The 21,866-nt window shown below is 53.5% G+C and carries 19 protein-coding genes; 12 read left to right on the top strand and 7 right to left on the bottom strand.

Annotated features, from left to right (window positions below):
* Positions 1-111: 111 nt before the first annotated feature.
* Positions 112-1,380, top strand: coding sequence for an HPP family protein (locus J4E05_RS17180; protein ID WP_349598005.1), 1,269 nt, complete (start codon positions 112-114; stop codon positions 1,378-1,380).
* Positions 1,381-1,618: 238 nt separating this feature from the next.
* Here J4E05_RS17180 and J4E05_RS17185 read toward each other — a convergent pair whose 3' ends face one another.
* Both J4E05_RS17185 and J4E05_RS17190 read right to left on the bottom strand, forming a co-directional pair.
* A complete protein-coding gene (locus tag J4E05_RS17185; protein ID WP_349598007.1) occupies positions 1,619-2,590 on the bottom strand; it encodes a 2-hydroxyacid dehydrogenase in 972 nt (323 codons plus the stop codon).
* 110 nt (positions 2,591-2,700) lie between these two features.
* Positions 2,701-3,462: a GntR family transcriptional regulator gene (locus J4E05_RS17190; RefSeq protein ID WP_349598010.1), complete on the bottom strand. Its 762-nt coding sequence runs from the start codon at positions 3,460-3,462 to the stop codon at positions 2,701-2,703.
* A gap of 171 nt (positions 3,463-3,633) precedes the next feature.
* Here J4E05_RS17190 and J4E05_RS17195 point away from each other — a divergent pair, with 171 nt between their 5' ends.
* The 6 genes from J4E05_RS17195 (at position 3,634) to J4E05_RS17220 (ending at position 9,604) form a co-directional block, all read left to right on the top strand.
* Positions 3,634-4,659: a TRAP transporter substrate-binding protein gene (locus J4E05_RS17195; protein ID WP_349598013.1), complete on the top strand. Its 1,026-nt coding sequence runs from the start codon at positions 3,634-3,636 to the stop codon at positions 4,657-4,659.
* 62 nt (positions 4,660-4,721) lie between these two features.
* On the top strand, positions 4,722-5,249 hold the full coding sequence (locus J4E05_RS17200) for a TRAP transporter small permease subunit (RefSeq protein ID WP_349598015.1): 528 nt from the start codon (positions 4,722-4,724) through the stop codon (positions 5,247-5,249).
* Positions 5,239-6,543: a TRAP transporter large permease gene (locus tag J4E05_RS17205; RefSeq protein ID WP_349598018.1), complete on the top strand. Its 1,305-nt coding sequence runs from the start codon at positions 5,239-5,241 to the stop codon at positions 6,541-6,543. Before J4E05_RS17200 ends, J4E05_RS17205 begins: the two co-directional genes overlap by 11 nt.
* A 20-nt stretch (positions 6,544-6,563) precedes the next feature.
* Positions 6,564-7,763 (top strand): mandelate racemase/muconate lactonizing enzyme family protein, encoded by a 1,200-nt coding sequence (locus J4E05_RS17210; RefSeq protein ID WP_349598021.1) that lies wholly within the window; start codon positions 6,564-6,566, stop codon positions 7,761-7,763.
* A gap of 24 nt (positions 7,764-7,787) precedes the next feature.
* A complete protein-coding gene (locus tag J4E05_RS17215) occupies positions 7,788-8,555 on the top strand; it encodes an SDR family oxidoreductase (protein ID WP_349598024.1) in 768 nt (255 codons plus the stop codon).
* 11 nt (positions 8,556-8,566) lie between these two features.
* Entirely contained in the window at positions 8,567-9,604 is a 1,038-nt protein-coding gene (locus tag J4E05_RS17220) for an L-idonate 5-dehydrogenase (protein WP_349598027.1), read from the top strand.
* 115 nt (positions 9,605-9,719) lie between these two features.
* On the opposite strand, the gene tkt is transcribed toward J4E05_RS17220, so the two are convergent.
* Positions 9,720-11,726, bottom strand: a complete 2,007-nt coding sequence (tkt, locus tag J4E05_RS17225; protein WP_349598030.1) for a transketolase — start codon at positions 11,724-11,726, stop codon at positions 9,720-9,722.
* Positions 11,727-11,860: 134 nt separating this feature from the next.
* Here tkt and J4E05_RS17230 point away from each other — a divergent pair, with 134 nt between their 5' ends.
* The 4 genes from J4E05_RS17230 to fba all read left to right on the top strand — a co-directional run bounded on the left by J4E05_RS17230 (position 11,861) and on the right by fba (position 15,200).
* Positions 11,861-12,646, top strand: coding sequence for a triose-phosphate isomerase (locus tag J4E05_RS17230; protein WP_349598033.1), 786 nt, complete (start codon positions 11,861-11,863; stop codon positions 12,644-12,646).
* Positions 12,643-13,104, top strand: a complete 462-nt coding sequence (gene derI, locus J4E05_RS17235; RefSeq protein ID WP_085593059.1) for a D-erythrulose-4-phosphate isomerase — start codon at positions 12,643-12,645, stop codon at positions 13,102-13,104. Before J4E05_RS17230 ends, derI begins: the two co-directional genes overlap by 4 nt.
* A 92-nt stretch (positions 13,105-13,196) precedes the next feature.
* Positions 13,197-14,165 carry a class 1 fructose-bisphosphatase gene (locus J4E05_RS17240; protein WP_349598036.1) on the top strand — a complete coding sequence of 323 codons (969 nt, stop codon included), beginning with the start codon at positions 13,197-13,199 and terminating at the stop codon, positions 14,163-14,165.
* A 3-nt stretch (positions 14,166-14,168) separates the two neighbouring features.
* Positions 14,169-15,200, top strand: coding sequence for a class II fructose-bisphosphate aldolase (gene fba, locus J4E05_RS17245; protein WP_349598039.1), 1,032 nt, complete (start codon positions 14,169-14,171; stop codon positions 15,198-15,200).
* 248 nt (positions 15,201-15,448) lie between these two features.
* On the opposite strand, the gene J4E05_RS17250 is transcribed toward fba, so the two are convergent.
* The 4 genes from J4E05_RS17250 to J4E05_RS17265 all read right to left on the bottom strand — a co-directional run bounded on the left by J4E05_RS17250 (position 15,449) and on the right by J4E05_RS17265 (position 19,740).
* Positions 15,449-16,399, bottom strand: coding sequence for a D-ribose ABC transporter substrate-binding protein (locus J4E05_RS17250; RefSeq protein ID WP_349598042.1), 951 nt, complete (start codon positions 16,397-16,399; stop codon positions 15,449-15,451).
* Between the two features lie 100 nt (positions 16,400-16,499).
* Positions 16,500-17,534, bottom strand: coding sequence for an ABC transporter permease (locus J4E05_RS17255; RefSeq protein ID WP_349598045.1), 1,035 nt, complete (start codon positions 17,532-17,534; stop codon positions 16,500-16,502).
* Positions 17,535-17,545: 11 nt separating this feature from the next.
* Entirely contained in the window at positions 17,546-19,093 is a 1,548-nt protein-coding gene (locus J4E05_RS17260; protein ID WP_349598048.1) for a sugar ABC transporter ATP-binding protein, read from the bottom strand.
* Positions 19,090-19,740 (bottom strand): DUF2291 family protein, encoded by a 651-nt coding sequence (locus J4E05_RS17265; protein WP_349598049.1) that lies wholly within the window; start codon positions 19,738-19,740, stop codon positions 19,090-19,092. Before J4E05_RS17265 ends, J4E05_RS17260 begins: the two co-directional genes overlap by 4 nt.
* A gap of 523 nt (positions 19,741-20,263) precedes the next feature.
* Between J4E05_RS17265 and J4E05_RS17270 the strand changes: the two genes are divergently transcribed.
* Positions 20,264-21,865 carry an FGGY-family carbohydrate kinase gene (locus J4E05_RS17270; protein ID WP_349598051.1) on the top strand — a complete coding sequence of 534 codons (1,602 nt, stop codon included), beginning with the start codon at positions 20,264-20,266 and terminating at the stop codon, positions 21,863-21,865.
* The last annotated feature ends 1 nt before the right edge of the window (position 21,866 follow it).

The raw sequence follows: 21,866 nt of genomic DNA on the forward strand, positions 1-21,866 counted from the left end.
GGTGCATCCTGTGTGGTGACGACGCCGCGCGATGATGCCTTGCATTTATATATCGCATTACGATATATAAATTTCGCCAGTTTACAAAGTATCTAAAGTGACATCTGCCCAATGAAATTCCGTCGAAAATCTGCAAGCTGCCGTCTGGCGGATTTTGCAACATGCCTTCGCGTGTTGATGGGCGCAGCGAGTGCGCTGGCTGGTATGGCTGCTTTTGATATGCAAGGAAGAACTTCGTCACGTGTTGGTCGGGCGGTTAAACGGCGCTTTGCGGTTTTTGCGCCCATTCTGGTTGGTGCAACCTTGCGCAACCGGCTGTTTTCTGCCCTTGGTGCGATTGCCGGTATTTCATTGACCGGGCTGGTATGCGGTGCATTTCTGGGCGATAGTCCGTGGGTTCCCCTGATTGTGGCCCCAATTGGGGCCTCGGCGGTGTTGTTGTTTGCCGTGCCTTCCAGTCCCTTGGCGCAACCCTGGCCGATTATTGGCGGCAATACCTTGTCGGCGATGGTGGGCATCGCGGTTGCACATTTTATTGATGTTCCGGTACTGGCAATCGGGGCGGGGGTGTCGTTGGCAATTGTTGTGATGTCCTTAACCCGCTGTTTGCATCCGCCGGGTGGGGCGGCGGCCTTGACGGCGGTTCTGGGCGGGAAGGTTGTTGCCGGCTGGGGGGTGTTGTTTCCACTGTTACCGGTCGGGATTAATTCCTGCCTGCTTGTTGGGGTTGGTTTGATTTTTCATAAAATCATGAACCATTCCTATCCGCATCGTCCTGCGCCACAGGTTGAAAATGTACATCATACCCTTGATTTGCCATCGCAATTGCGCGGCGGTGTTAATCGTCAGGACATTGCGGTCGTTCTGGAACGTCGCGATGAATCCTTCGATATTGACCCCGATGACCTTGAAGGGTTGATTGGTGATGTCGTCCTTCAGACGTTGGCGCGAAATGGTGGTGACCCCAAATGTCAGGATATTATGTCACGTGATGTAATCTCGGTTGGACAACGCATGTCGTGTGAAACAGCAAGATCGTTACTGCTTCATCATAATATACGCACCTTGCCGGTAACCGATTATAATGACCGGTTGGTTGGGGTTGTGGGATTACGTAATATTATATCTGCCGTCGGTCCGGTCGAGGATCATATGGTGCCAGCCGTTATCGCCGCACCCGATAGTCCTGCGTTTGATATTGTCCCACGCTTTGCCGGTGGTACGACGCACGGGGTTGTCATTACGGAAAAGAATGGGAAAATTGTTGGTCTTGTTTCGCAGACAGATTTGCTGGCGACGATTTCCTGTCTTATCGGCCTGAAAACCCCTGTAATCGGCCAAACTCCACCCCACAGTCACATGGTGGCTGCTGAGAGTTGAAAAGATCATCCAGGACCATTTTGCGAGCAATTTTGGGCGTTATGCAATGACCTTCGGTATTGCGGTTACGTTGTTCTATTAACTTTTGGCTATCCCGTGCAAAGCTGGCAGATGATGCGGACCCGGATTTTACATTCCGGGCCCGCGCATTCGAGTTAAGCAGCTTTTACCCGGGCAAAGCCTGATTGTTAAAGTTGTCGTGATCAGGTTGATGGAAGCCGAGATCAGACCGGAGAGCTTAGCGAGGGATAAGATTGAGTGGTTTTTCACCACGGGTGATCCGGTTGATATTCTCGGCCATTGTATTTCGACGGCGTTCAATTGTGCCGTGAGTCCAACCTGACATGTGTGGCGTCATTGTAATGTTAGCCAGTTCATGGAAGGGCAGGCTTGAGGGAAATGGCGTAGGGTTATCTGCGTTAGGGTATTGGTACCATGTATCAATAAACGCATGTTCGATTAGCCCGTTTTTCAGTGCATGATACAGTGCTTCTTGGTCAACCACAGCACCACGCCCGACATTCATGAACACGGCGTTTTTCTTCATCCGTGCAAAAACGTCGTTATCAACAAATCCTGTTGTCGTTGGGGTAAGTGGCAATGTGTTAACAACCGCATCCACCAGCGGTAACATGTCCTTAAATTCGTCAAGCGCATAAAACGCATCAATTTGGGTGTGATCCTTGACATGGGAACGGTTGGCAACATGCACTGTCATGCCAAATGCTTTTGCCCGCTGGGCAATCATGTTGCCGATGTGACCATATCCGAGAATACCGATGGCAGTATTGCCAAGTTCGGTTCTGACCCCCGATGGTCCACCGGCCCAATATTTCCAGTCGCCCTGGCGTAAACGCCTGTCGGCATCCGCAAGCGGAACATGGCGCGATAGCAAGGCTGACATTGCATATTCGGCAATTGCGATTTCGTGGCCAAAACAATTGCAAAGGGCAGCCTCTACGGGCAATTCCGAAATTGCTATGCCGTCGTAACCGGCGCCTGGAACCTGGTAAAGTTTCAGGTTTTTGGGTGTGGCGTGCGTGTTGTTATACTTGATCCCAATGATCACATCAGCGGCAGAATATTCCTTTTGATCTGCATCGGTTTCAAGATTATCGGGCAACAACACAAGTTCGTGTTCGTGCTCCAGCCTTTTGGCAAAGCCCGGGTGAAAAGTCGCAGCATTGTTGCCATGAAATATGATTTTCACGTCGCCTCCATACTTTTTTATCGTTACTGTTTATTGATATTTTCTGATATTTCAGAAAATATCAAATAAAAAATAACAGCATGATGACCGACATGTATCTTCTGACCGAGTTAGAACGGGTCAAAATCCTGTGTCACATCAAACACGCTTGGCGCAACCTCGGTTTCAAGAATCGGGAACATGGCATCGACGAATTCGATCAGTTTATCGGATGCAATCAGGGCGGCGTCTTTTTTTCCTGCCACAACGGCATTCAATACATCCAGGTGACTATCAATTGTCATATCAAGGTTTGCACCATGATTGGTCTGGGTGTGATAAATCCAGCCGAGGCGCCGGAAAATTGTGTGCAGGGGGCGCAGCGTATATTCCAGAAAAGGCTCGCCGCAGGCCGCCAGCATCATTTGATCAATGCGGCGGTCAAATTCGTTGAATTCAACAATCGTCATTTCATTGCGATGTGTGGATAAAAGCCCGATGAGATGCCGCATCTGACGTCGTGATGAACTGCTGGCCCGTTCACTTGCCAGTGCGACAACAAATCGTTCCATGTCGCGACGGAGTTGCAACAACAGATGTGACCGGGTCAGATCTATCGGTGCGATTTGGATGCCCTGCCGAGGCTGGATAATCATAAGTGTATCGGAAGATAGGCGCGTCACAGCTTGATGAACGGGGGTGCGGTTGATACCTGTTAATGTCTGTAGATCCTGGATGCGCAAATAGCTGCCCGGTTTCAAGGTGCACGTCACGATTAATTCTTCGAGCTTGTTATGCGCGACTTCGTTTAGGTTCTTGCCCGTACCCGTCCCGGTTTTTTCATTGCCTAAAGGGCTGTTTTCAGATGCTTTTCCCGCTCGTTTCAACGTCATTGTGTCCCGCTATATTTCAATATACTTCTTGATATATCTGTTTTGGTTCAACACCATATAGCGATATTATCACATATGTGAAACCAAAACCTGTTGAAAAGCACGAACTCTGTGTGCTAGTGATGTTTTGTGAAATATCACAAAACATCACATAAGGGAGGAACCAGAAAAATGAAAAATTGGAAAAAATCACTCGCTGCACTGGCAACAACAAGCTTATTGGCCTTTTCGGCAAGCCAGGCCGCTGCCGATGAAACAATGCAATTGCAGTTTCAGACGCACCATAATGCTTCTTCGTTGCAAGGAAAAGCACTGCTGCGATTTGCCGAGCTTACCAAAGAATATTCGAACAACACTGTGCAAATCGAAATGCACACCAGTTCATCCGTTGTTAACGCCAGTGAAGCCTTTGAAGCATCCAGCATGGGCATCATTGATGGGGATGCGACAGGGGCAGGTTATGTGACGGGCAAAAACCCCGCCTTCCAGTTTTACGGCGATATCATGGGCGGTTACAGCAAACCCGAACAGCTTCTGGGCTGGTATAAGGAAGGCGGGTTAGAACTTGCAAACAAGCTGTATGAAAAATTCAACATGCATCTTGTCGGCGTTTTCATTGCAACGCCCGAGGCTTTGAGCTCTACCACCCCGCTTTCTGGCATCGCTGATTTGAAGGGCTGGAAATTCCGCTCGCCTCCGGGGATGGAATCAGAGATTTTTACCAAGCTTGGTGCGGGCCCGGTTGTTATGCCCTTTGGCGAAGTTTTTACGGCCATGTCCACCGGCACTGTGTCGGGGGCCGATGCATCGACCCTTGCTGTGAACAAAAAGCTCGGCCTTTATGACATTGCCAAATACGCGACCTATCCCGGCTTCCATTCGATGCCGATCGAACATATTGCCCTTAATCTGGATAAATGGAAGGCGCTGAGTGCATCCCAGCAGGCGGCAATGGAAAAGGCTGTCGCAACGATTGTACCTGAAGTTATTTCAGATTCCAGAAAGGCCGACAAGGAAGCCGCTGCAGAACTGACAAAAGAAGGCGTGACCCTGGAAGACTGGAGCAGCGAAGATCGCCAGGCATTCCGCAAGGCTGCGCAAAAAGTTTGGGCCGAATGGGCAACACGTAGCCCCGAAGCAAAAGCTGCTTATGATTCCCACATCGCTTACATGCGTAAAATCGGCATCCTCGACTAATCCACAGGTCAGACTTGTCATCCTCGGGGCGTTCTGCCCCGGGGTCTTTATGGAGGTCCGCGATGCAGGTTACCCCGAAACGCGTGCGCAGTTTCCAATTCGTCGTTGCACTTTTTTCTCTACTTCTCTTGGTCATTGTTGGCGTCACTTTTTTCGAAGTTATTGCCCGCTATATCTTTAAATCCCCTACGATTTGGGCCAACGAGCTTGCCTTGTGGCTTTCGGCTATCCTGTTTCTGGCAGCCGGTCTTTATGCCATGCAACGCGATCAACACCTTCGCATTACTGTTCTTTACGATGTTAGCCCGCCATGGCTGCAACGCATTCTTGATCTGATAACCCTGGTGTGCTGCCTGATTTTTTGCTTTGGTATTGCCTGGTTTGGCGCACCAAGCTCGTGGCAATCGCTGGTGAACTGGGAACCCTTTGGAACCGCATGGAACCCGCCCATTCCAGCAACTGTAAAGCCCGCCATTGTGGTGACAACAGCATTGATGGGCGTTTATGCCATCATCAATTGCGTCAAAAGGTTCCGGGGCATTCCGCCAGAAACAGCAGAAGAATCCGCGGAGGAAAACCGTGTCGATTGAGCTTATTTCCATTGTGCTTGTCGGGGGTGTATTTGCCCTGATGGCGCTTGGCGTTCCGCTGGCCTTTGCCGCCGGTTCCCTGGCTGTTCTGGTAAGTTATCTGAAATTCGGGCCGGCCGTTATCGCGCTTGCGCATAAAACCGTATATGGGCTGGCGACCGAATATTCGTTGCTTTCGGTGCCGCTTTTCATCCTGATGGCAACCCTGCTGGAGCGGTCGCGCCTCGCGCAGGATCTTTATGATGCCCTGTTTAAAATTTGCGGCCATCTTAAAGGTGGCGTTGCAACCGTTACCTTGATTATTTCGGTTTTCATGGCCGCAATCAGTGGCATTATTGGCGGTGAAATCGTTTTACTGGGGCTGATTGCCCTGCCGCAGATGATGCGCCTGCAATATGATCGAAAATTGTCGATCGGTATTATCTGTGCCGGTGGATCCCTTGGGACCATGGTGCCGCCGTCGATTGTGCTGATCATTTATGGGCTGACGGCTGATGTTTCCGTTCAAAAGCTTTTCCTGGCATCGTTTGTGCCGGGCTTTGTGCTGGCCTTTGCCTATTTCGCCTATATCTATATTCGCTGTACCCTTAATCCGGCCCTGACGCCAAAAGTAACCGAAAAAACCGAGCCCTTCACCAGGAAGGACTTTATGCGCGGCATTCTGCCGTTGTTCATTCTGATCGGCATTGTGTTCGGGTGCATTTATGGCGGGGTGACATCGATCACCGAAGCGGCCGGTATCGCCGTTGGCATATCGCTTCTGATTATCTTTCTGCGCTCAGAACTTAATGTCACCATGCTGTGGCAGGCATTGACCCGAACCTTGCAATCGTGCGGAATCATTCTTTGGGTGACGTTTGGTGCCGCGTCACTGATTGCGGTTTATAACCTGTCGGGTGGTCAACGCTTTGTCACCGGTATGATTACCGGGCTGGATATTGCGCCGGTTGTCACAATCATGCTGATGATGTCGATTTTCATTGTTCTGGGCCTGTTTATGGACTGGATTGGCATCCTGCTTTTGACCATTCCCATCTTTGTTCCGATCGTCATACAGCTTGGCTATGACCCGGTATGGTTTGGCGTCCTGTTTTCGTTAACGATGCAGGTTGCGTTTCTCTCGCCTCCGTTCGGTCCTGCGGCTTTTTATCTCAAAAGTGTCGCGCCGCCTGAAATCACGCTGCAAACAATTTTCGCATCTCTCTGGCCCTTTATGCTCATTCAGATCGCCTTTTTGGCGCTGATGCTTGCATTTCCATCCATCGCACTGTGGTTGCCAGAAATACTCAACTAGTCTCCATTCGGGTAAAAACAATGAAGATCACTGCAATTAAAACCTACCGCGTCGCCGAATTTGCCAATGTTCTTTGGGTTCATGTCGAAACGGATGCGGGTGTTACCGGCCTTGGCGAAACCTTTTACGGGGCCGGTGCTGTTGAAGCGCATATTCATGATACGCTGGCAGGACGCCTGATCGGGCAAAACCCGCTTCATATCGAAGCCCTGCACAAGGAAATGGTTAATCTGCCAATGGCGCAGTCATCCACTGGTGCCGAATACCGTGCAGCATCGGCCATCGACATTGCCCTTTGGGATATTTTTGGCAAGGTTTGTAACCAGCCTGTTCACCAAATGCTGGGTGGTTTGTGTTGGGATAAAATCCGGATTTACAACACATGTGCCGGTTATCGTTATGTGCGGACCAATAACATCAAACCGGTTTCCAACTGGAACCTGGGGGATGCCGAAGGCCCGTACGAAGACCTCGAGGGTTTTATGCACCGTCCGGCACAGTTGGCGGAAAACCTTCTGGAATCGGGTATTACGGCCATGAAAATCTGGCCTTTCGACCCGATGGCGGCGGAAACTCGCGGTCAATATATTACGACCGAGCAAATGAAAACCGCCATTCGCCCGTTTGAAGAAATCCGCAAGGCCGTCGGCGACAAGATGGAAATTATGGTCGAGTTCCATTCTCAATGGAACTTGCCCACAGCCAAAAAAATTGCCCGCGAACTCGAACAGTTCAAGCCGACCTGGTATGAAGATCCGATCCGTATGAACTCCCCCCAGGCTTTGGCCGAGTTCGCAGCCTCTACCGATGTGTGGACATGTGCCAGTGAAACGCTGGGGTCACGCTGGCCTTACAAAGAAATGCTCGACCGCGATGCGACCCATGTTGTTATGGTTGATTTGTGCTGGACGGGCGGCCTGACCGAAGGCAAGAAAATTGCGGCATTGGCCGAAACCTGGCATCGCCCGTTTGCCCCGCATGACTGTATTGGTCCGGTTGGCTTTGCTGCTGCCATCCATATGTCTTTCAGCCAGCCCAACACCCTGATCCAGGAAAGCGTCCGTGCCTTTTACAAAGGCTGGTACACCGAATTGGTAACCGCGGTTCCCAGAATTGAAAATGGCTTTGTTTATCCGATGGAGGGGCCGGGGCTTGGGGTTGAATTGCAAAAAACTTTCTTTGAGCGTCGCGATTTAACGGTCCGCGAAAGCAAAATCTGAAACAACACGACAATCGGAGGAACCATGTCTTTGGAACTCTTTTCCCTTACCGGCAAAACCGCCTTGATCACCGGATCTTCGCGCGGGCTTGGTCGGGCCTTTGCCGAAGGCCTGGCTGCGGCTGGTGCATCTGTGATCCTTAATGGGACCAACGCCGAACGTCTTGAGCAGGCGCGGGCGGAAATGTCGGAAAAAGGTATGTCGGTTGATACATCCCTGTTTGATGTGACCGACGAAACCGCAATTAAATCTGCCTTCGCAGGATTTGACGCGGCAGGTATCAAAATTGATATTCTGATCAATAATGCCGGTATCCAGTTCCGCAAACCGATGCTGGATCTTGAAACAGCCGATTGGCAGCGGGTAATTGATACAAACCTGACATCGGCCTTCATGATCGGTCGCGAAGCCGCAAAGCGTATGGTTACTCGCGGATATGGCAAAATCGTCAATATTGGTTCGCTGACTAGCGAATTGGCCCGCGCAACCGTCGCCCCTTATACCGTTGCCAAAGGTGGCATAAAAATGCTGACCAAAGCCATGGCCGCAGAATGGGCAGAGCATGGCCTTCAGGCCAATGCCATTGGTCCTGGCTATATGCTGACCGATATGAATGCGGCTTTGACCTCGAACCCGGACTTTGATGCCTGGGTTAAGGGACGGACACCCGCACGCCGTTGGGGAAAACCCGAGGAACTGATCGGAACGGCGATTTATCTTTGTTCTGATGCCTCGAACTATGTGAATGGCCAAATCATTTATGCCGATGGCGGCATGATCTCCGTTTTGTAAGGAGAATCAGCTTGTATTCTGTTGTTATTCATTCTCCGCACGATCTTCGGCTGGGTTCCATGGACAGCCCTGGTGTTCCCGAAGATCATGCCGTTACCGTCAGAATAGACAAGGGCGGCATTTGCGGGTCGGATCTTCATTATTATCATCATGGCGGGTTTGGGACGGTTAAAATACGTGAACCGATGGTGCTGGGTCACGAAGTTGCCGGAACAGTTGTTGCTGTGGGAAAAGCCGTTGATAACTTTGCCTTAAATGACAAAGTTGCTGTTAATCCTTCAATGCCGTGTAATCAGTGTGCATATTGCCGGGCTAATATGCGTAACCAATGTACGGATATGCGGTTCTTTGGCAGCGCCATGCGTTTCCCCCATCAGCAGGGGCTGTTTCGCCAGAAAATTAATCTTCCGGCAGAGCAACTGGTTCGGTTAAGTGCGCAAACTAGCCTGGAACATGCCGCCTGTAGCGAGCCGCTTGCGGTTTGCCTGCATGCCGTGCGTCAGGCCGGGCCATTATCAGGAAAAAAAGTTCTGGTATCAGGATGTGGCCCTATTGGCTGTTTGACAATCATGGCAGCGCAACATTCCGGTTCCCATTGGATTACAGCCTCGGATTTATCGCAACCTCCTCTTGATATTGCTGTTCAGGCGGGTGCGAACGCTGTCATCGATGTCGCCCGCGATGCAAGCGCGTTTCAGAAACTTTCTGAAAACAAAGGCACCCAGGATGTTGTTTTTGAATGTTCAGGCAGCCCCAAAGCACTCGCCAATGCATTTGAAGCCGTTAAACCTGGTGGCACAATTGTTACCGTTGGATTGGGAGGAAATGGGGAGCTGCCTTTAAGTCTTGCTGTGACAAAAGAAATTAAAATGGTCGGAAGTTTTCGTTTCGACCCGGAGTTTAAACAGGCAGTGGAACTCATTGATCGGGGCATTATCGACGTGACGCCGCTTATCAGTGCCGTGTTGCCGTTTCAAGAAGCCAGGGCAGCATTTGATTTGGCCTCTGATCGCAGCCGCTCCATGAAAGTGCAACTCGATTTTAGCTAATCTGAAAACGGCTAAAGGTTACATTTAATCCGAAATTTGGTTCTGAAAGCTCTGGGTTCCTGACTTTTTACGGGACGGTTCGGGTCCGAAGCATATGCTTCGGACCCTTGTGCTGTTAACTGGCAATTTTTGCTTTTGCCGAGGCGACAATTGCCTTGGTCGTGATGCCAAATTCCTCATACAGGCGTTCAGCCGGGGCGGATGCACCAAAGCCGGGCATGCCGATGACATCAGCCTCGCGGTCAACATAGCGTGTCCAGCCAAATGCAGTGGCGGCCTCTATTGCGATGCGCGGGGCGTCGCCCAGTGTGGCATCACGATAGGCATCGTCCTGCGCGTCGAACAATTCCCAGCACGGCATTGATACGACGGCGACCGAGTATCCTTCGTCGTGCAACAGATGTGCTGCATCGATTGCCAGTGAAACCTCGGTGCCGGTGGCGAGAAGCGTTATGTCACGCGCGTTGCCAAATTGCCGGATGATATAGGCACCGCGCCGGGTTAAATTCTCGTCTCCGGTGTCGCGCAATTGGGGCACTCCCTGCCGGGACAGGGCCATGAGCGACGGTGTGGTGGATGACGTTAACGCGATATCCCATGCTTCGAGTGTTTCCACCGCATCGGCGGGGCGAAAAACGTTAAGATTGGGGATGGCCCGCAAGGATGCCAGATGTTCGACGGGTTGGTGTGTTGGCCCATCCTCGCCAAGGCCGATTGAATCGTGGGTCATAACATAGGTAACACCCAGCCCCATAAGGGCCGAAAGACGGATGGCGTTGCGCGCATAATCCGAGAAGACCAGAAAAGTGCCGCCATAGGGTTTGAAGCCCCCATGTAGCGCCAACCCGTTCATCGCCGCCGCCATGCCAAATTCGCGAACGCCATAACCAATATAACGGCCCGGCATTTCGGCGGTGAACTGACTGTCGACAGCGGAGACCCGTGTGAGGTTGGAGCCGGTAAGATCGGCACTGCCGCCAATCATGGCCGGAACGGCACTGGCAAGGTGTTCCAATGCAATTTGCGATGCCTTGCGCGTGGCAACCTTTTGCGGCGTTTCAAACAGGGCGTTTCGGGCCTTGCTGACTTTATTTTCATAATTGTCGGGCAGTTTACCGGCAATGCGGTCGCGAAAGGCATTGGCATGGTTGGAGGCCGCAAGTTTGGCTTCCCATGCTTTACGTTCCGCAGTACCGCGTGTGCCAATTTCTTTCCAGGATGCGGCAAGGTCGGCCGGTATTTCAAAGGGGGCGGCATTCCAGCCCAGTGCGGCCTTTGCCAGCGCGCCTTCTTCCTCGCCCAGCGGGGCGCCGTGTGCCTTGGCTGTTCCTGCACGGTTCGGGGAGCCAAAACCGATAATGGTTTTCATGGCGATCAGTGTCGGCCGGGTGGTTTCGGCTTTTGCCGCACTCATTGCGGCATCAAGGGCATTTGCGTCATGGCCGTCACAACTGATGACGTGCCAGCCACACGCCCGAAAGCGGGCAGGGACATCTTCGGAAAAGGAAATGGCGGTTGGGCCATCAATGGTGATGTCGTTGTCATCATATAACAGATTAAGTTTGCCCAGGCCAAGATGCCCGGCGAGCGAGATTGCTTCCTGCCCTATGCCTTCTTGCAGGCAGCCATCACCCAGCATGACCCATGTCCGATGATCAACAAGGCCGGGGAATTCGCCAGCCAGCGCCCGTTCGGCCAGGGCCATGCCAACAGCCGTTGCCAAACCCTGCCCCAGCGGGCCGGTGGTGGTTTCAATACCTTTGGCGTGGCCCCATTCCGGGTGGCCCGCCGTGATGGAACCCCATTGACGGAAATTGCGGATCTGATCAATCGTCATGTCTTCATAGCCGGTCAGATGCAGCAAGCCATAAAGCAGCATGGATGCATGGCCGTTTGACAGGACAAAACGGTCACGATCTGCCCAGTCAGGTGCCGAGGCATCGAATTTCAGATGTTTGCGAAACAAAACCGTTGCGGCATCGGCCATGCCCATCGGGGCACCGGGATGGCCGGAATTCGCCGCGTTAACGGCATCAATGGCAAGGGCGCGCAAGCAGTTTGCCAGGGCGAAGTTTTCGGGATCGATGGCGGTTTTGGCCGCGATTTGGGATTGAGCGTTCATGAGTTCCTCCTGTGGCGTATAAGCTAACAGTGAGGCTGTGATCTAACAATTAAAAATAACAAAATAACAAAATTAATGTTGAATTTTACATTTTTGATGTTATTTCTTGAAATGAAGACAGAGGAGCTTTTGTCATGCCCGAAGTTTGGATCGGCACCAGTTGGAAAATGAACAAGACATTATCCGAGGCCCTTGTCTGGGCTGAGGGGATCGCGAAGGCAGATCTGTCGCCGCGCATTCAAAGTTTTGTCATTCCGCCCTTTACGGTCACGCGGGACGTTAAGGCTGCCCTTGCCGAGGTGCCTGTTTTTGTCGGTGCGCAAAATATGCACTGGGCCGATCAGGGTGCCTGGACCGGTGAAATTTCCGCCCCGATGCTGGTGGATTGCGGGCTTGATATTGTCGAGTTGGGTCATTCCGAGCGCCGGGAACATTTTGGCGAAACCGATGAAACCGTTGGTTTGAAAGCCGAATCTGCTGTGCGGCACGGTTTGATCCCGCTGATTTGCATTGGCGAAACATTGCAAGATCGTGAACAAGGCCGGGCGGCCGAGGTTTTGGCGCGCCAGGTGCGCGGTGCTCTTGCCAAACTAAGCGACATGCAAAAGCAGGCGCAAATCTGGCTGGCCTATGAGCCGGTCTGGGCCATTGGTGAAAACGGCATACCGGCAACGTCGGATTATGCCGATGCCCGCCAGGCCGAAATTATTGCCGTGGCCGAGGACGTTTTGGGGCGGCGGGTTCCCTGTCTGTATGGCGGGTCAGTCAACCCGGAAAACTGCGCCGATCTGGTGACTTGCCCACATATCGACGGGCTGTTTATCGGCCGGTCAGCCTGGGACGTCGCGGGCTATCTCGACATTTTAAGGCGCTGCGATGCAGCGCTGGATGCGCAAGCCAAAATGGAGGAAACAACATGAAAATCGTAGTGGCCGGTGACAGTGCCGGTGAAGGCCTGGCAAAGGTTCTGGCAGAATATTTAAGCCAAAACCCTGCTTATGAGGTGACAGAGGCATCGCGGACCGAAAGTGGCCCCGATGATTTTTATGCCAATCTGTCGGACCGGGTGGCATCGGAAATTAAGGCGGGTACCTATGACCGGGGAATTTTGTGCTGCGGCACCGGCATTGGCGTGTGCCTTGCGGCCAACAAGGTACCTGGCATCCGTGCGGCACAAACGCACGATACCTACTCGGCCGGGAAGGCGGCAACATCTAACAACGCGCATATCATTACGATGGGTGCCCGCGTTGTGGGTACAGAACTTGCCAAGGATATTGCCGATGCGTTTTTGTCGGCTGTTTTTGATCCGCAAGGCAAATCGGCCAGCAACGTTAATGCTATCGACGCTGTTGATGCAAAATACCACTCTGCCTGAATTGCAGGTTTACGCGCCGCGGCTTTGAACAACCCGGCCATTTTGACGAAAGCATGTTTCCTTAACATGCTTTACGTAACGGATATCCCGACATGCTGACATTGCCAAATGATCGTGCCCTGGAGGCGGCGATCCTGCACAGCTGCCTGCCTGCCGGGAAACTGGGTGGCGTTATTGATGCCATCGCCAGTGCATTACCCGCAATTGCAGCACGGCTGGCGGCCGGGAAATTGCCCGGTGATCCAGCCGCGCTGTGTGGCAAGAATGAAAGCGGCGATGCGCAAAAGGCGCTTGATGTCGGCGCGCATAATCACATGGTAGCGGTGCTTCAGGGCCGCGGTGTGCGCCATATGCTTTCAGAAGAAGCCGAAGCTGTTGAACTGCTTGATCCCGAGGGGGGTTACGACATTGCCATTGACCCGATTGATGGTTCGGGGTCGATCGGTATTGGCGCGCCGTTGGGGATGCTTTTTGTGATTTACCCTGCCGGTTCGGGCGATTTTTGCCGTAAAGGCAGCGAAGCGGTTGCCGCAGGCTATGCATCCTTTGGGCATTCGCTGGATTTTGGCTTTACCACCGGGCAGGGTGTGCATATCGCCACCTACGACGGGCAGGATTTTCGAATGGCGGCACGCGATGTGTGTGTCAAACCGGCGGCATCGACAATTGCCTATAATGCCTCAAATGAACGGCATTGGTGCCCGGGTTTGAAGCAATGGGCCGCTGGTTTGCGCGCCGGGGCGGATGGCCCGCGTGGACGTGATTTTAATATGCGCTGGCTGGCGGCCGCCGTTGGCGAATTGCACCGAATTTTATTGCAGGGCGGGGCGTTTTTATACCCGGCGGACCAGCGGGGAAACTATCGTGAAGGTCGCCTGCGTTTGGCCTATGAGGCCGTGCCCATTGCTTGCCTGATCGAAGCGGCCGGGGGCCGGGCCACCAATGGCACGCATCGTATTCTCGACCTTGTGCCCGAAACACCGCATCAGAATGTGCCGCTTGTGTTTGGTGCCTCTGATGAAGTCGACATTATCGCAAAATACATATCCGGGGAGATCTGATGAATGGCCCGTATCACGCTTCGCCAGTTGCTTGATCATGCTGCCGAACATGGCTATGCCGTGCCGGCTTTTAACATATCGAACATGGAAATGGGTCTTGCGATTATGAATGCGGCGCGCAAGGCCAATGCGCCGGTGATCCTTGCCGCGTCACGCGGGGCGCGGGCCTATGCCGGAGATCGGTTGCTGGCGCGACTGATTGACGGGTTGGTAGAAACTTTTCCCGAAATTCCGGTTTGTATGCATCTTGATCATGGCAATAACCTTGCAACCTGTGCAACGGCAATCCAGCATGGTTTTACATCGGTGATGATGGATGGTTCCCTGCTGGCGGATGGCAAAACACCGGCGGATTATGATTATAACCGCGATATTACCGCGCGTGTGGTTGAAATGGCCCATGCTTGTGGTGTTTCGGTTGAGGGTGAATTGGGCGTTTTAGGGTCGCTTGAAACTGGTATGGGCGACCAGGAAGATGGTCATGGCGCAACCGGGAAACTGTCCGAGGACCAGCTTTTAACCGACCCGCAAGAGGCCGAACGGTTTGTGCGCGAGACCGGGGTTGATGCCCTGGCGGTGGCGATGGGGACCAGTCACGGGGCGTACAAATTCACGCGCCAGCCGGATGGCGAAATTCTTGCCATGTCGGTTATCGAGGAAATTAACCGTCGTTTGCCCAACACGCATTTGGTGATGCATGGTTCATCTTCTGTCCCTGATGATTTACGCCAGATGATTAATAATTTTGGGGGTGATATGCGCCCAACCTGGGGCGTACCGGTTAAGGAAATTCAACGTGGTATTCGTTCCGGCGTGCGGAAGGTGAATATTGATACGGATAACCGCATGGCGATGACGGCAGGTGTGCGCCGTGTTCTGGCCAATGATCCGACCGAGTTTGACCCGCGCAAATATTTAAAAGAAGGAACTGCCCTGATGCAGGATCTGTGTCAAAACCGGTTCGAGGCATTTGGGACAGCCGGGCAAGCTGATCGCATCACGCCATTGGCACCAGAGGCGATGGCATCTGCGTGATGGGGGCTTTTTCTTAATATTGTCGAAACATGGCGATGCCGGGCCTTTACCGTGCCTTGCATTTTGTTCACAAAATTATCCCCTGCGCCCTGGCGTAGGGGTTTTTTGTTTTGCTGGCGCGTGCAGATTTTCCCTTGCTGATATGGCTTGAGCAATTGGGTTGTCTTCATGCTATTGGATAAAACAAAACCCCGGCCACAACTGGACCGGGGTTTGTCGTTTAGACAGGAACGGATCGGGAGGGCTGATTACCGGTCGAGTTGAAACGGGCCAGCAAAGGAATAAACGTCGAGGATGCTGGAATCGATCAGAATGCAATCGAAGAGCTGCTTTTCTTCGGCCACTTTCAGCTTATCATTCTTGATAAAGTAATCGGCCTGCTCTACCGCGTCTTTGGCAAAAATCGCGACAGGCTGAAGCACGGTGTAGGTAAGCTCACCGGCCTTTACTGCCGCGACGGCATCGGGCGAGCCGTCAAAACCGCCAATGACTTTACCCTCAAGTTTGCCTGCTTCTTTCAGGGCGGCGATGGCGCCCAGGGCCATTTCGTCATTACCGGAAATGACACCGTTAATGTCCGGGTTAGCCTGCAGCATGGATTGCATTTTGTTATAACCTTGGGTCCGGTCCCAGTTGGCAACTTCCTGTGCTTTTTTCTCAAGGTCGGGATACTGGCTTAACACCGTTTCAAAACCGTTGGAACGGGTCTGGGCATTATTGTCCGACGGTGCGCCAAATAGTTCGACATAGGAACCCTTGTCGCCCATCGCATCAACCCACGCCATGGCGCCAAGGGCAGCACCCTGTGCGTTGTTGGAAACAAGTTGCGCCTTGGCAAGGCCAGTCTGGTTGATTTCGGCATTGATGATGAAAACGGGGATGCCGGCATTAACCGCTTTTTTCACCGCACCAACGGAACCATCGGCATTGGCCGGGTCCAGGATGATGGCTTTTGCCTGGTTGGTAATTGCGGTATCGACCAGGTTACTTTCGGTGTTGGTGTCGCCCTTGTGTGCGCCAACATTTGCGCTATAGCCCAGTTTTTCGGCAGTGGCCTTGGCAACATTGCCTTCTGCCAGCCAATAGGGGTTGGACGGATCATTGACGATGATCGAAATCAGGCCATCGGCCATTGCGGCCTGTGCCATGAATGGCAAGGCTAAAACGGATGCAAGGATTGTGCGTTTAAATAGATTCATTATGGGTGTCCTCCCGTGGGTTTTGATATTTGCCGGTTAAGACCGGCGGTTATTCGGGCGCGGGACCACCCTGTCCCGCGAGCGCGAATTTCGATGTGTTTTATCGGCCGGCGCGGCCGTATTGCAGGCTGTTAAGCAGCACGGCAAGGACGATCACCGCACCGGTAAAAACCGTTTGCCAATAGGCGGATACGCCGATGATGACGAGGCCGTCGCTAAGAAACCCGATGACAAAAGCGCCCAGCATAGTGCCGCGCACGTTGCCGCGACCGCCTGTAAGGGCGGCACCGCCAATAACAACGGCAGCAATGGCTGTAAGTTCATAGGTGGTCCCGGCTGTCGGGCCCGCCGATGTCAATTGCGAAGAAAGAACCAGCCCGGCAATGGCGGCACAAACACCTGACAGCACATAAACCGAGATTTTAACACCGCGTGTTGGGACGCCGGATAATTCGGCGGCACGTTCGTTGCCGCCCGACGCGTAAAGCCAGCGGCCAAAGGCCGTGCGTATCAGAACAAGGCCAACGGCGAGCGCAACCAGGGCAAGGACGATAACGCCAATCGGTATACCGGCGATGCGGTTAAAGCCCAGCCAGTCAAAACCGGTATTGCCTAATGCTTCGGCACCGCCAAGGTTGTTATAGGTCAGGCCGTTGGTCATCAGCAGGGCAACGCCCCGGGCGACATAAAGCATACCCAGTGTTGCAACAAAGGCTGGCACACGGAAAAAGGCGATCAGCACACCGTTTATGGCACCAACGAAGGCGCCCAGTAAAATGGTCAGCACCACAACAGCCCAAACCGGCGGATACAGGATGACACCGGCAGATGGCAGTTCGACGCCCTGCATAAGAAAGCCGGCGAAGACACCCGAAAGACCCAGGGTTGAGCCAACCGAAAGGTCAATGCCGCCGTTAAGAATGACAAGCAGCATGCCGATCGCAAGAAGGCCAAAGATCGCGACATGTGATGACATGATAAGGAAATTGTTCGCGCTGAAGTAAACAGGCGACAGGAATGAGAATGCGACAATGATTACGACAAGGGCAAAAAACGCGCGCCCTTCAAGAAGAATTTTACCTAAGTTGAAGTTCATGCCACCTGTTGCGGGCTTGGAATTGGTAATGTCCGCCATCTTGGCCTCTCTTAATGATGTACGGCTTCGCCAGAGGCGGCCATGATCTGTTCTTTGGTTACGGTATGGTCGAACTCGGCCGCGATGCGGCCCTTGTTCATAACGATGATGCGATGCGCAATGCTGAGGCATTCGCTGACTTCGGAGGTTGTGTAAACCACCGCCAACCCGCGTGTTTCGGCCGTTTTTGCCAGTAATTTGAAAACCTCGGCCTTGGCGCCGATATCAATGCCGCGCGATGGTTCGTCGAGCAGGATGACCTCGGGTCGGGTGGCAAGCATTTTGCCGATCACAACCTTTTGCTGGTTGCCGCCCGAAAGCGTGCCGATCATGGCCCCGCCGCCATCGGTTTTGACGGTCACCTCGCGAATGGAATTCTCAATCACCTCGCGCTCGTCCTTTCGGCTGGTAAACAGCCCACGGGTAAAGGCCGCGATTGAGGCCAGCGACAGGTTTTGTCCCACCGTCATTGTCGGAACAAGACCATCACGTTGCCGGTCTTCCGGGACCAGAACCAGCCCGGCATCAATACGTTGGGCGATAGACAGAGGCGAAATTTCCCGGCCTTGCAATTTGATGGTACCGCTTTGCGCCGAAAGCCTGCCAGCCGCACATTCCATCATTTCGGTGCGCCCGGCGCCCATCAATCCGTAAATACAAACAATTTCGCCCGACCGGACATTCAGGTTTAAATGATCAACGACCAGCCCATGACCCGAGGCATCGGGCACGCACAGATTTTCAATGGTCAGGGCCGCGTCGCCCATTTTGCTGTCTGGCGGGCTGCCCAGATCAAAATTTTCGCCGACCATGTTGCGGACGATCCATTCCAGATCAATCTCTGCGCGTGGCGCCCAGGCTGTCATTGTGCCATCGCGCAAAACAACAGCGTGGTCAGTTATTTCAAGGGCTTCTTCAAGATGATGCGAGATATAAACGATGCTGACACCTTTTGCTGTCAGATCGTTAATTACCTTGAACAGCACTTCGACTTCAGATGCAGAAAGGGCTGATGTCGGTTCATCCATGATCAGGATGCGGCTTTTGGCCTGAAGGGCGCGGGCGATTTCAACAATCTGCTGTTGGCCCAGGCGCAGCTCTTCAACCGGGGTCAGGGGATCAAGATCTTCTTCAAGTTCCTTCATCAGCGCACGGGTAATGCGTTCTTCCTCGGCGAAATTGACGCCACCGGCGGTTCGAATTTCGCGACCCATGAAAATATTGTCGCGGACATTGATGTTCGGGGCGAGGGCCAATTCCTGGTGAATGATTGAAATGCCATGTGCCAGCGCATCATTGGCGCCATGAAAATTGACAGGTTTGCCGTCCAGAAGAATCTGACCCGATGTCGGGGCAATAATACCCGACAGGACTTTCATTAATGTGGATTTACCGGCACCATTTTCGCCAAAAAGGGTCGTAACCTGACCGCGATGAATGTCAAAATTCACCCCTTTAAGCGCCTTGATCGGCCCGTAATGCTTGGCAATATGCCGGGCGGACATAACGACTTCTTTATCCGTCTTTTTTTCGGGGGGCATGCTTTGTTGCACGGTCATTGGACCTGCACCTCAACCGGTGTGATCAGCCACATTTTCGGGTTGATCAGTTTGAAAACACCGGTGACGGAAATTGTTTTGCCGGTCAGGTCTGAATTATCAAACCCTTCAAGAACCTCGGCTTTCATGGCGCGGTTAATGCCGGCACCCGCATCCTGATATTCGATCTGGTTTTTAAATTCACCAAAGGCGATGTCGCCCGGCGCGTCGCGCAGGTCGGTGCCGTTAATGGCGGGGCCGGTTTGTACCCGGATACGCACATTTTCAACGTCCTTTACGGTCACGTCGTAAATGCCGCTTTTGCCTTCGCCAACCGTTCCGGTCAGCTTGACGGGTAGTACCGGCATGGCGCCACCGGTGCCGTATTTTTTTGCTGCGGCTTTTTTATCCGTGGTCAGCGCGGAGGCAAGGGTTGGCGCATCGACGGCGCGGGCTTCAATATCCTTGCGAATTCGGGGGAATTCCTTGGCACCATAGGCATCAGGCGAAAAGCCAGCCACACGGGTGTCCTGTTCGGACCCGATGGTTACGACAGTGGTATCAAGGGCGATTGCAGCGACAACGCAAAATGCTGCTGCTCCGATGATCATGCCCCGCCTGCCAAGGCGCGGTTTCATCGGGGTAATGGATATATCGTTGGCACTCATGGCCTCTTGCTCCTCCCGTCGACCCCGACGGGGCCTGTTGTTTCCTTGCGGGAGATGCTGGTGCAAAGCCGCTGGGTACGGCTTTGTCTGATTCCTGTTCCGGTCTATGCGCCACTTTGGTGTCACCTGAAGGGTGCAAATAAAATGCGCGTCGCGGACGAGAACCAGCCCGGCCTGTCTTGGTGCAGGCCATAATCCTCCCGTTTCACAATGCGAGACGTGCTTGCGCCCGTTTCGCCTGTCACGCACCGAAACCCCCGTTATTTTGCGCCAGCTTTTTGAACCATCTGGCAGGCGGTGTATCCGGTCCGTGTTCATCACCATAACTGAAAAAAATTTCTGTTAAAGAAAAAAATTACACTCGACATGTGACTTTGTGTGGCTATGCTGAAATCAACCTGGGCGCAATGGCCCGGCAAGAACCGCATCGGCCAGCTAGGCTGTGGGGCAAAAACATAGGGAGGAGGTCACATGGCGCATGCGTTTTGCATGATTGACCATTCGCACGACGAAAAGGTGCGGCATGGCTGAGCGTGACATCATCATTGGTATCGACGCGGGCACATCCGTCATCAAGGCGGTGGCGTTCAGCCTGACGGGGCGACAGCTTGGTGCCGCCGCCATTGCCAATCAGTATGACAGTGGCCCAAATGGTGCTGCCACCCAGAACATGGATCGGACATGGGCCGATTGTGCCAGCGCGTTGCGCGACCTTGGCAAACGGATTGATGGCCTTGCCGACCGCACAGCCGCCGTTGCCGTGACAGCACAGGGCGACGGTACGTGGCTGGTCGGAAAGGGAAATCGGCCGGTAGGTGATGCCTGGTTATGGCTTGATGCCCGAGCGGCAGAAACCACCCGCAGACTGGCCCAAAACCCGGCGGATGCAGCACGCTTTAACGCAACCGGTACTGCGCTTAATACCTGCCAGCAAGGCGCGCAAATGGCACATATGCAGCGTCATTGCCCGGAACTGCTTGATCAGGCCGAAGTGGCCCTGCATTGCAAGGACTGGCTGTATCTTAACCTGACCGGTGTTCGTGCCACGGACCCGTCGGAAGCAAGTTTTACCTTTGGCGATTTTCGCACCCGTCAATATTCCGATGTTGTGATTGATGCGCTTGAACTGGGCGCGCGTCGCCATTTGTTGCCCGAGATTATCGACGGCAGGCAGATAACACATCCCCTGACTGAATCTGCCGCCACACAAACGGGCCTGCATGCGGGAACGCCCGTAACCCTTGGTTATGTGGATATGGTGATGACCGCCCTGGGCGCGGGTGTCTATACCGGCACGACAGGCGCGGCCTGTTCCACCATTGGCTCAACGGGGGTGCATATGCGTGCCGTGCGTGATGATGCGGTTCGTTTGAATGGCAAATCGGGATATGTGATTTGCCTGCCCGCAAACCGTATGGTGACGCAGGTTCAAACCAACATGGCCGCCACCCTGAATATTGACTGGGCGTTGCGCGTTGCCGCCGATTTGATGAGCGAAACCGGCCACCCCCACGACTACGCCGATCTGGTCGCGCGCATTGATGGCTGGCTGGCGCGGTCCGAACCCGGTGCCGTGCTCTATCATCCCTATGTTTCCGAGGCGGGGGAACGCGGGCCGATGGTGAATGCCAATGCACGGGCCGGTTTTATTGGCTTGTCGGCGGGCCACAGGTTCTCCGACATGATCCGGGCGGTGGTGGAAAGCCTGGGCCTGGCGGCACGTGACTGTTATGGCGCAATGGATAGCTTGCCACAGGAATTGCGTTTGACGGGCGGTGCTGCCCGTTCGCAGGCATTGCGCGGTATTTTGGCTGCCGCTGTCGGTGCGCCGGTAAGGGTATCGTCGCGTGAAGAAGCCGGGGCGGCGGGGTGTGCCATGATGGCGGCCGTGGCGATTGGCGCCTATCCGGATATGGAAAGCTGTGTTGCCGAATGGGTTTCGCCCTTATTGGGCGATGCGGAAGCCCCTGATCCCGGCCTTCAGGCAACCTATGCCGCCCTTTACCCCGCTTATGCTGCCGCGCGCGAGGCACTGGAACCCGTTTGGGACCAGTTGGCCAGTCATCGTGCGCGTAATACAGCCCCGGACATTGATGCGTCGCATGTGACGCAAGGAGGATCGTGAT

Source organism: Thalassospira sp. NFXS8, assembly GCF_040148805.1.
Classification (GTDB): domain Bacteria; phylum Pseudomonadota; class Alphaproteobacteria; order Rhodospirillales; family Thalassospiraceae; genus Thalassospira.

Excerpts from the sequence above, each read along its gene's own strand:
- J4E05_RS17270 (WP_349598051.1), top strand. The coding sequence starts at position 20,264 with ATGGCTGAGCGTGACATCATCATTGGTATCGACGCGGGCACATCCGTC.
- J4E05_RS17210 (WP_349598021.1), top strand. The coding sequence starts at position 6,564 with ATGAAGATCACTGCAATTAAAACCTACCGCGTCGCCGAATTTGCCAAT.
- J4E05_RS17265 (WP_349598049.1), bottom strand. The coding sequence starts at position 19,740 with ATGAGTGCCAACGATATATCCATTACCCCGATGAAACCGCGCCTTGGC.
- derI (WP_085593059.1), top strand. The coding sequence starts at position 12,643 with ATGAAAATCGTAGTGGCCGGTGACAGTGCCGGTGAAGGCCTGGCAAAG.
- J4E05_RS17180 (WP_349598005.1), top strand. The coding sequence starts at position 112 with ATGAAATTCCGTCGAAAATCTGCAAGCTGCCGTCTGGCGGATTTTGCA.
- J4E05_RS17195 (WP_349598013.1), top strand. The coding sequence starts at position 3,634 with ATGAAAAATTGGAAAAAATCACTCGCTGCACTGGCAACAACAAGCTTA.
- J4E05_RS17240 (WP_349598036.1), top strand. The coding sequence starts at position 13,197 with ATGCTGACATTGCCAAATGATCGTGCCCTGGAGGCGGCGATCCTGCAC.
- fba (WP_349598039.1), top strand. The coding sequence starts at position 14,169 with ATGGCCCGTATCACGCTTCGCCAGTTGCTTGATCATGCTGCCGAACAT.
- J4E05_RS17260 (WP_349598048.1), bottom strand. The coding sequence starts at position 19,093 with ATGACCGTGCAACAAAGCATGCCCCCCGAAAAAAAGACGGATAAAGAA.
- J4E05_RS17200 (WP_349598015.1), top strand. The coding sequence starts at position 4,722 with ATGCAGGTTACCCCGAAACGCGTGCGCAGTTTCCAATTCGTCGTTGCA.
- tkt (WP_349598030.1), bottom strand. The coding sequence starts at position 11,726 with ATGAACGCTCAATCCCAAATCGCGGCCAAAACCGCCATCGATCCCGAA.
- J4E05_RS17215 (WP_349598024.1), top strand. The coding sequence starts at position 7,788 with ATGTCTTTGGAACTCTTTTCCCTTACCGGCAAAACCGCCTTGATCACC.
- J4E05_RS17230 (WP_349598033.1), top strand. The coding sequence starts at position 11,861 with ATGCCCGAAGTTTGGATCGGCACCAGTTGGAAAATGAACAAGACATTA.
- J4E05_RS17250 (WP_349598042.1), bottom strand. The coding sequence starts at position 16,399 with ATGAATCTATTTAAACGCACAATCCTTGCATCCGTTTTAGCCTTGCCA.
- J4E05_RS17255 (WP_349598045.1), bottom strand. The coding sequence starts at position 17,534 with ATGGCGGACATTACCAATTCCAAGCCCGCAACAGGTGGCATGAACTTC.
- J4E05_RS17190 (WP_349598010.1), bottom strand. The coding sequence starts at position 3,462 with ATGACGTTGAAACGAGCGGGAAAAGCATCTGAAAACAGCCCTTTAGGC.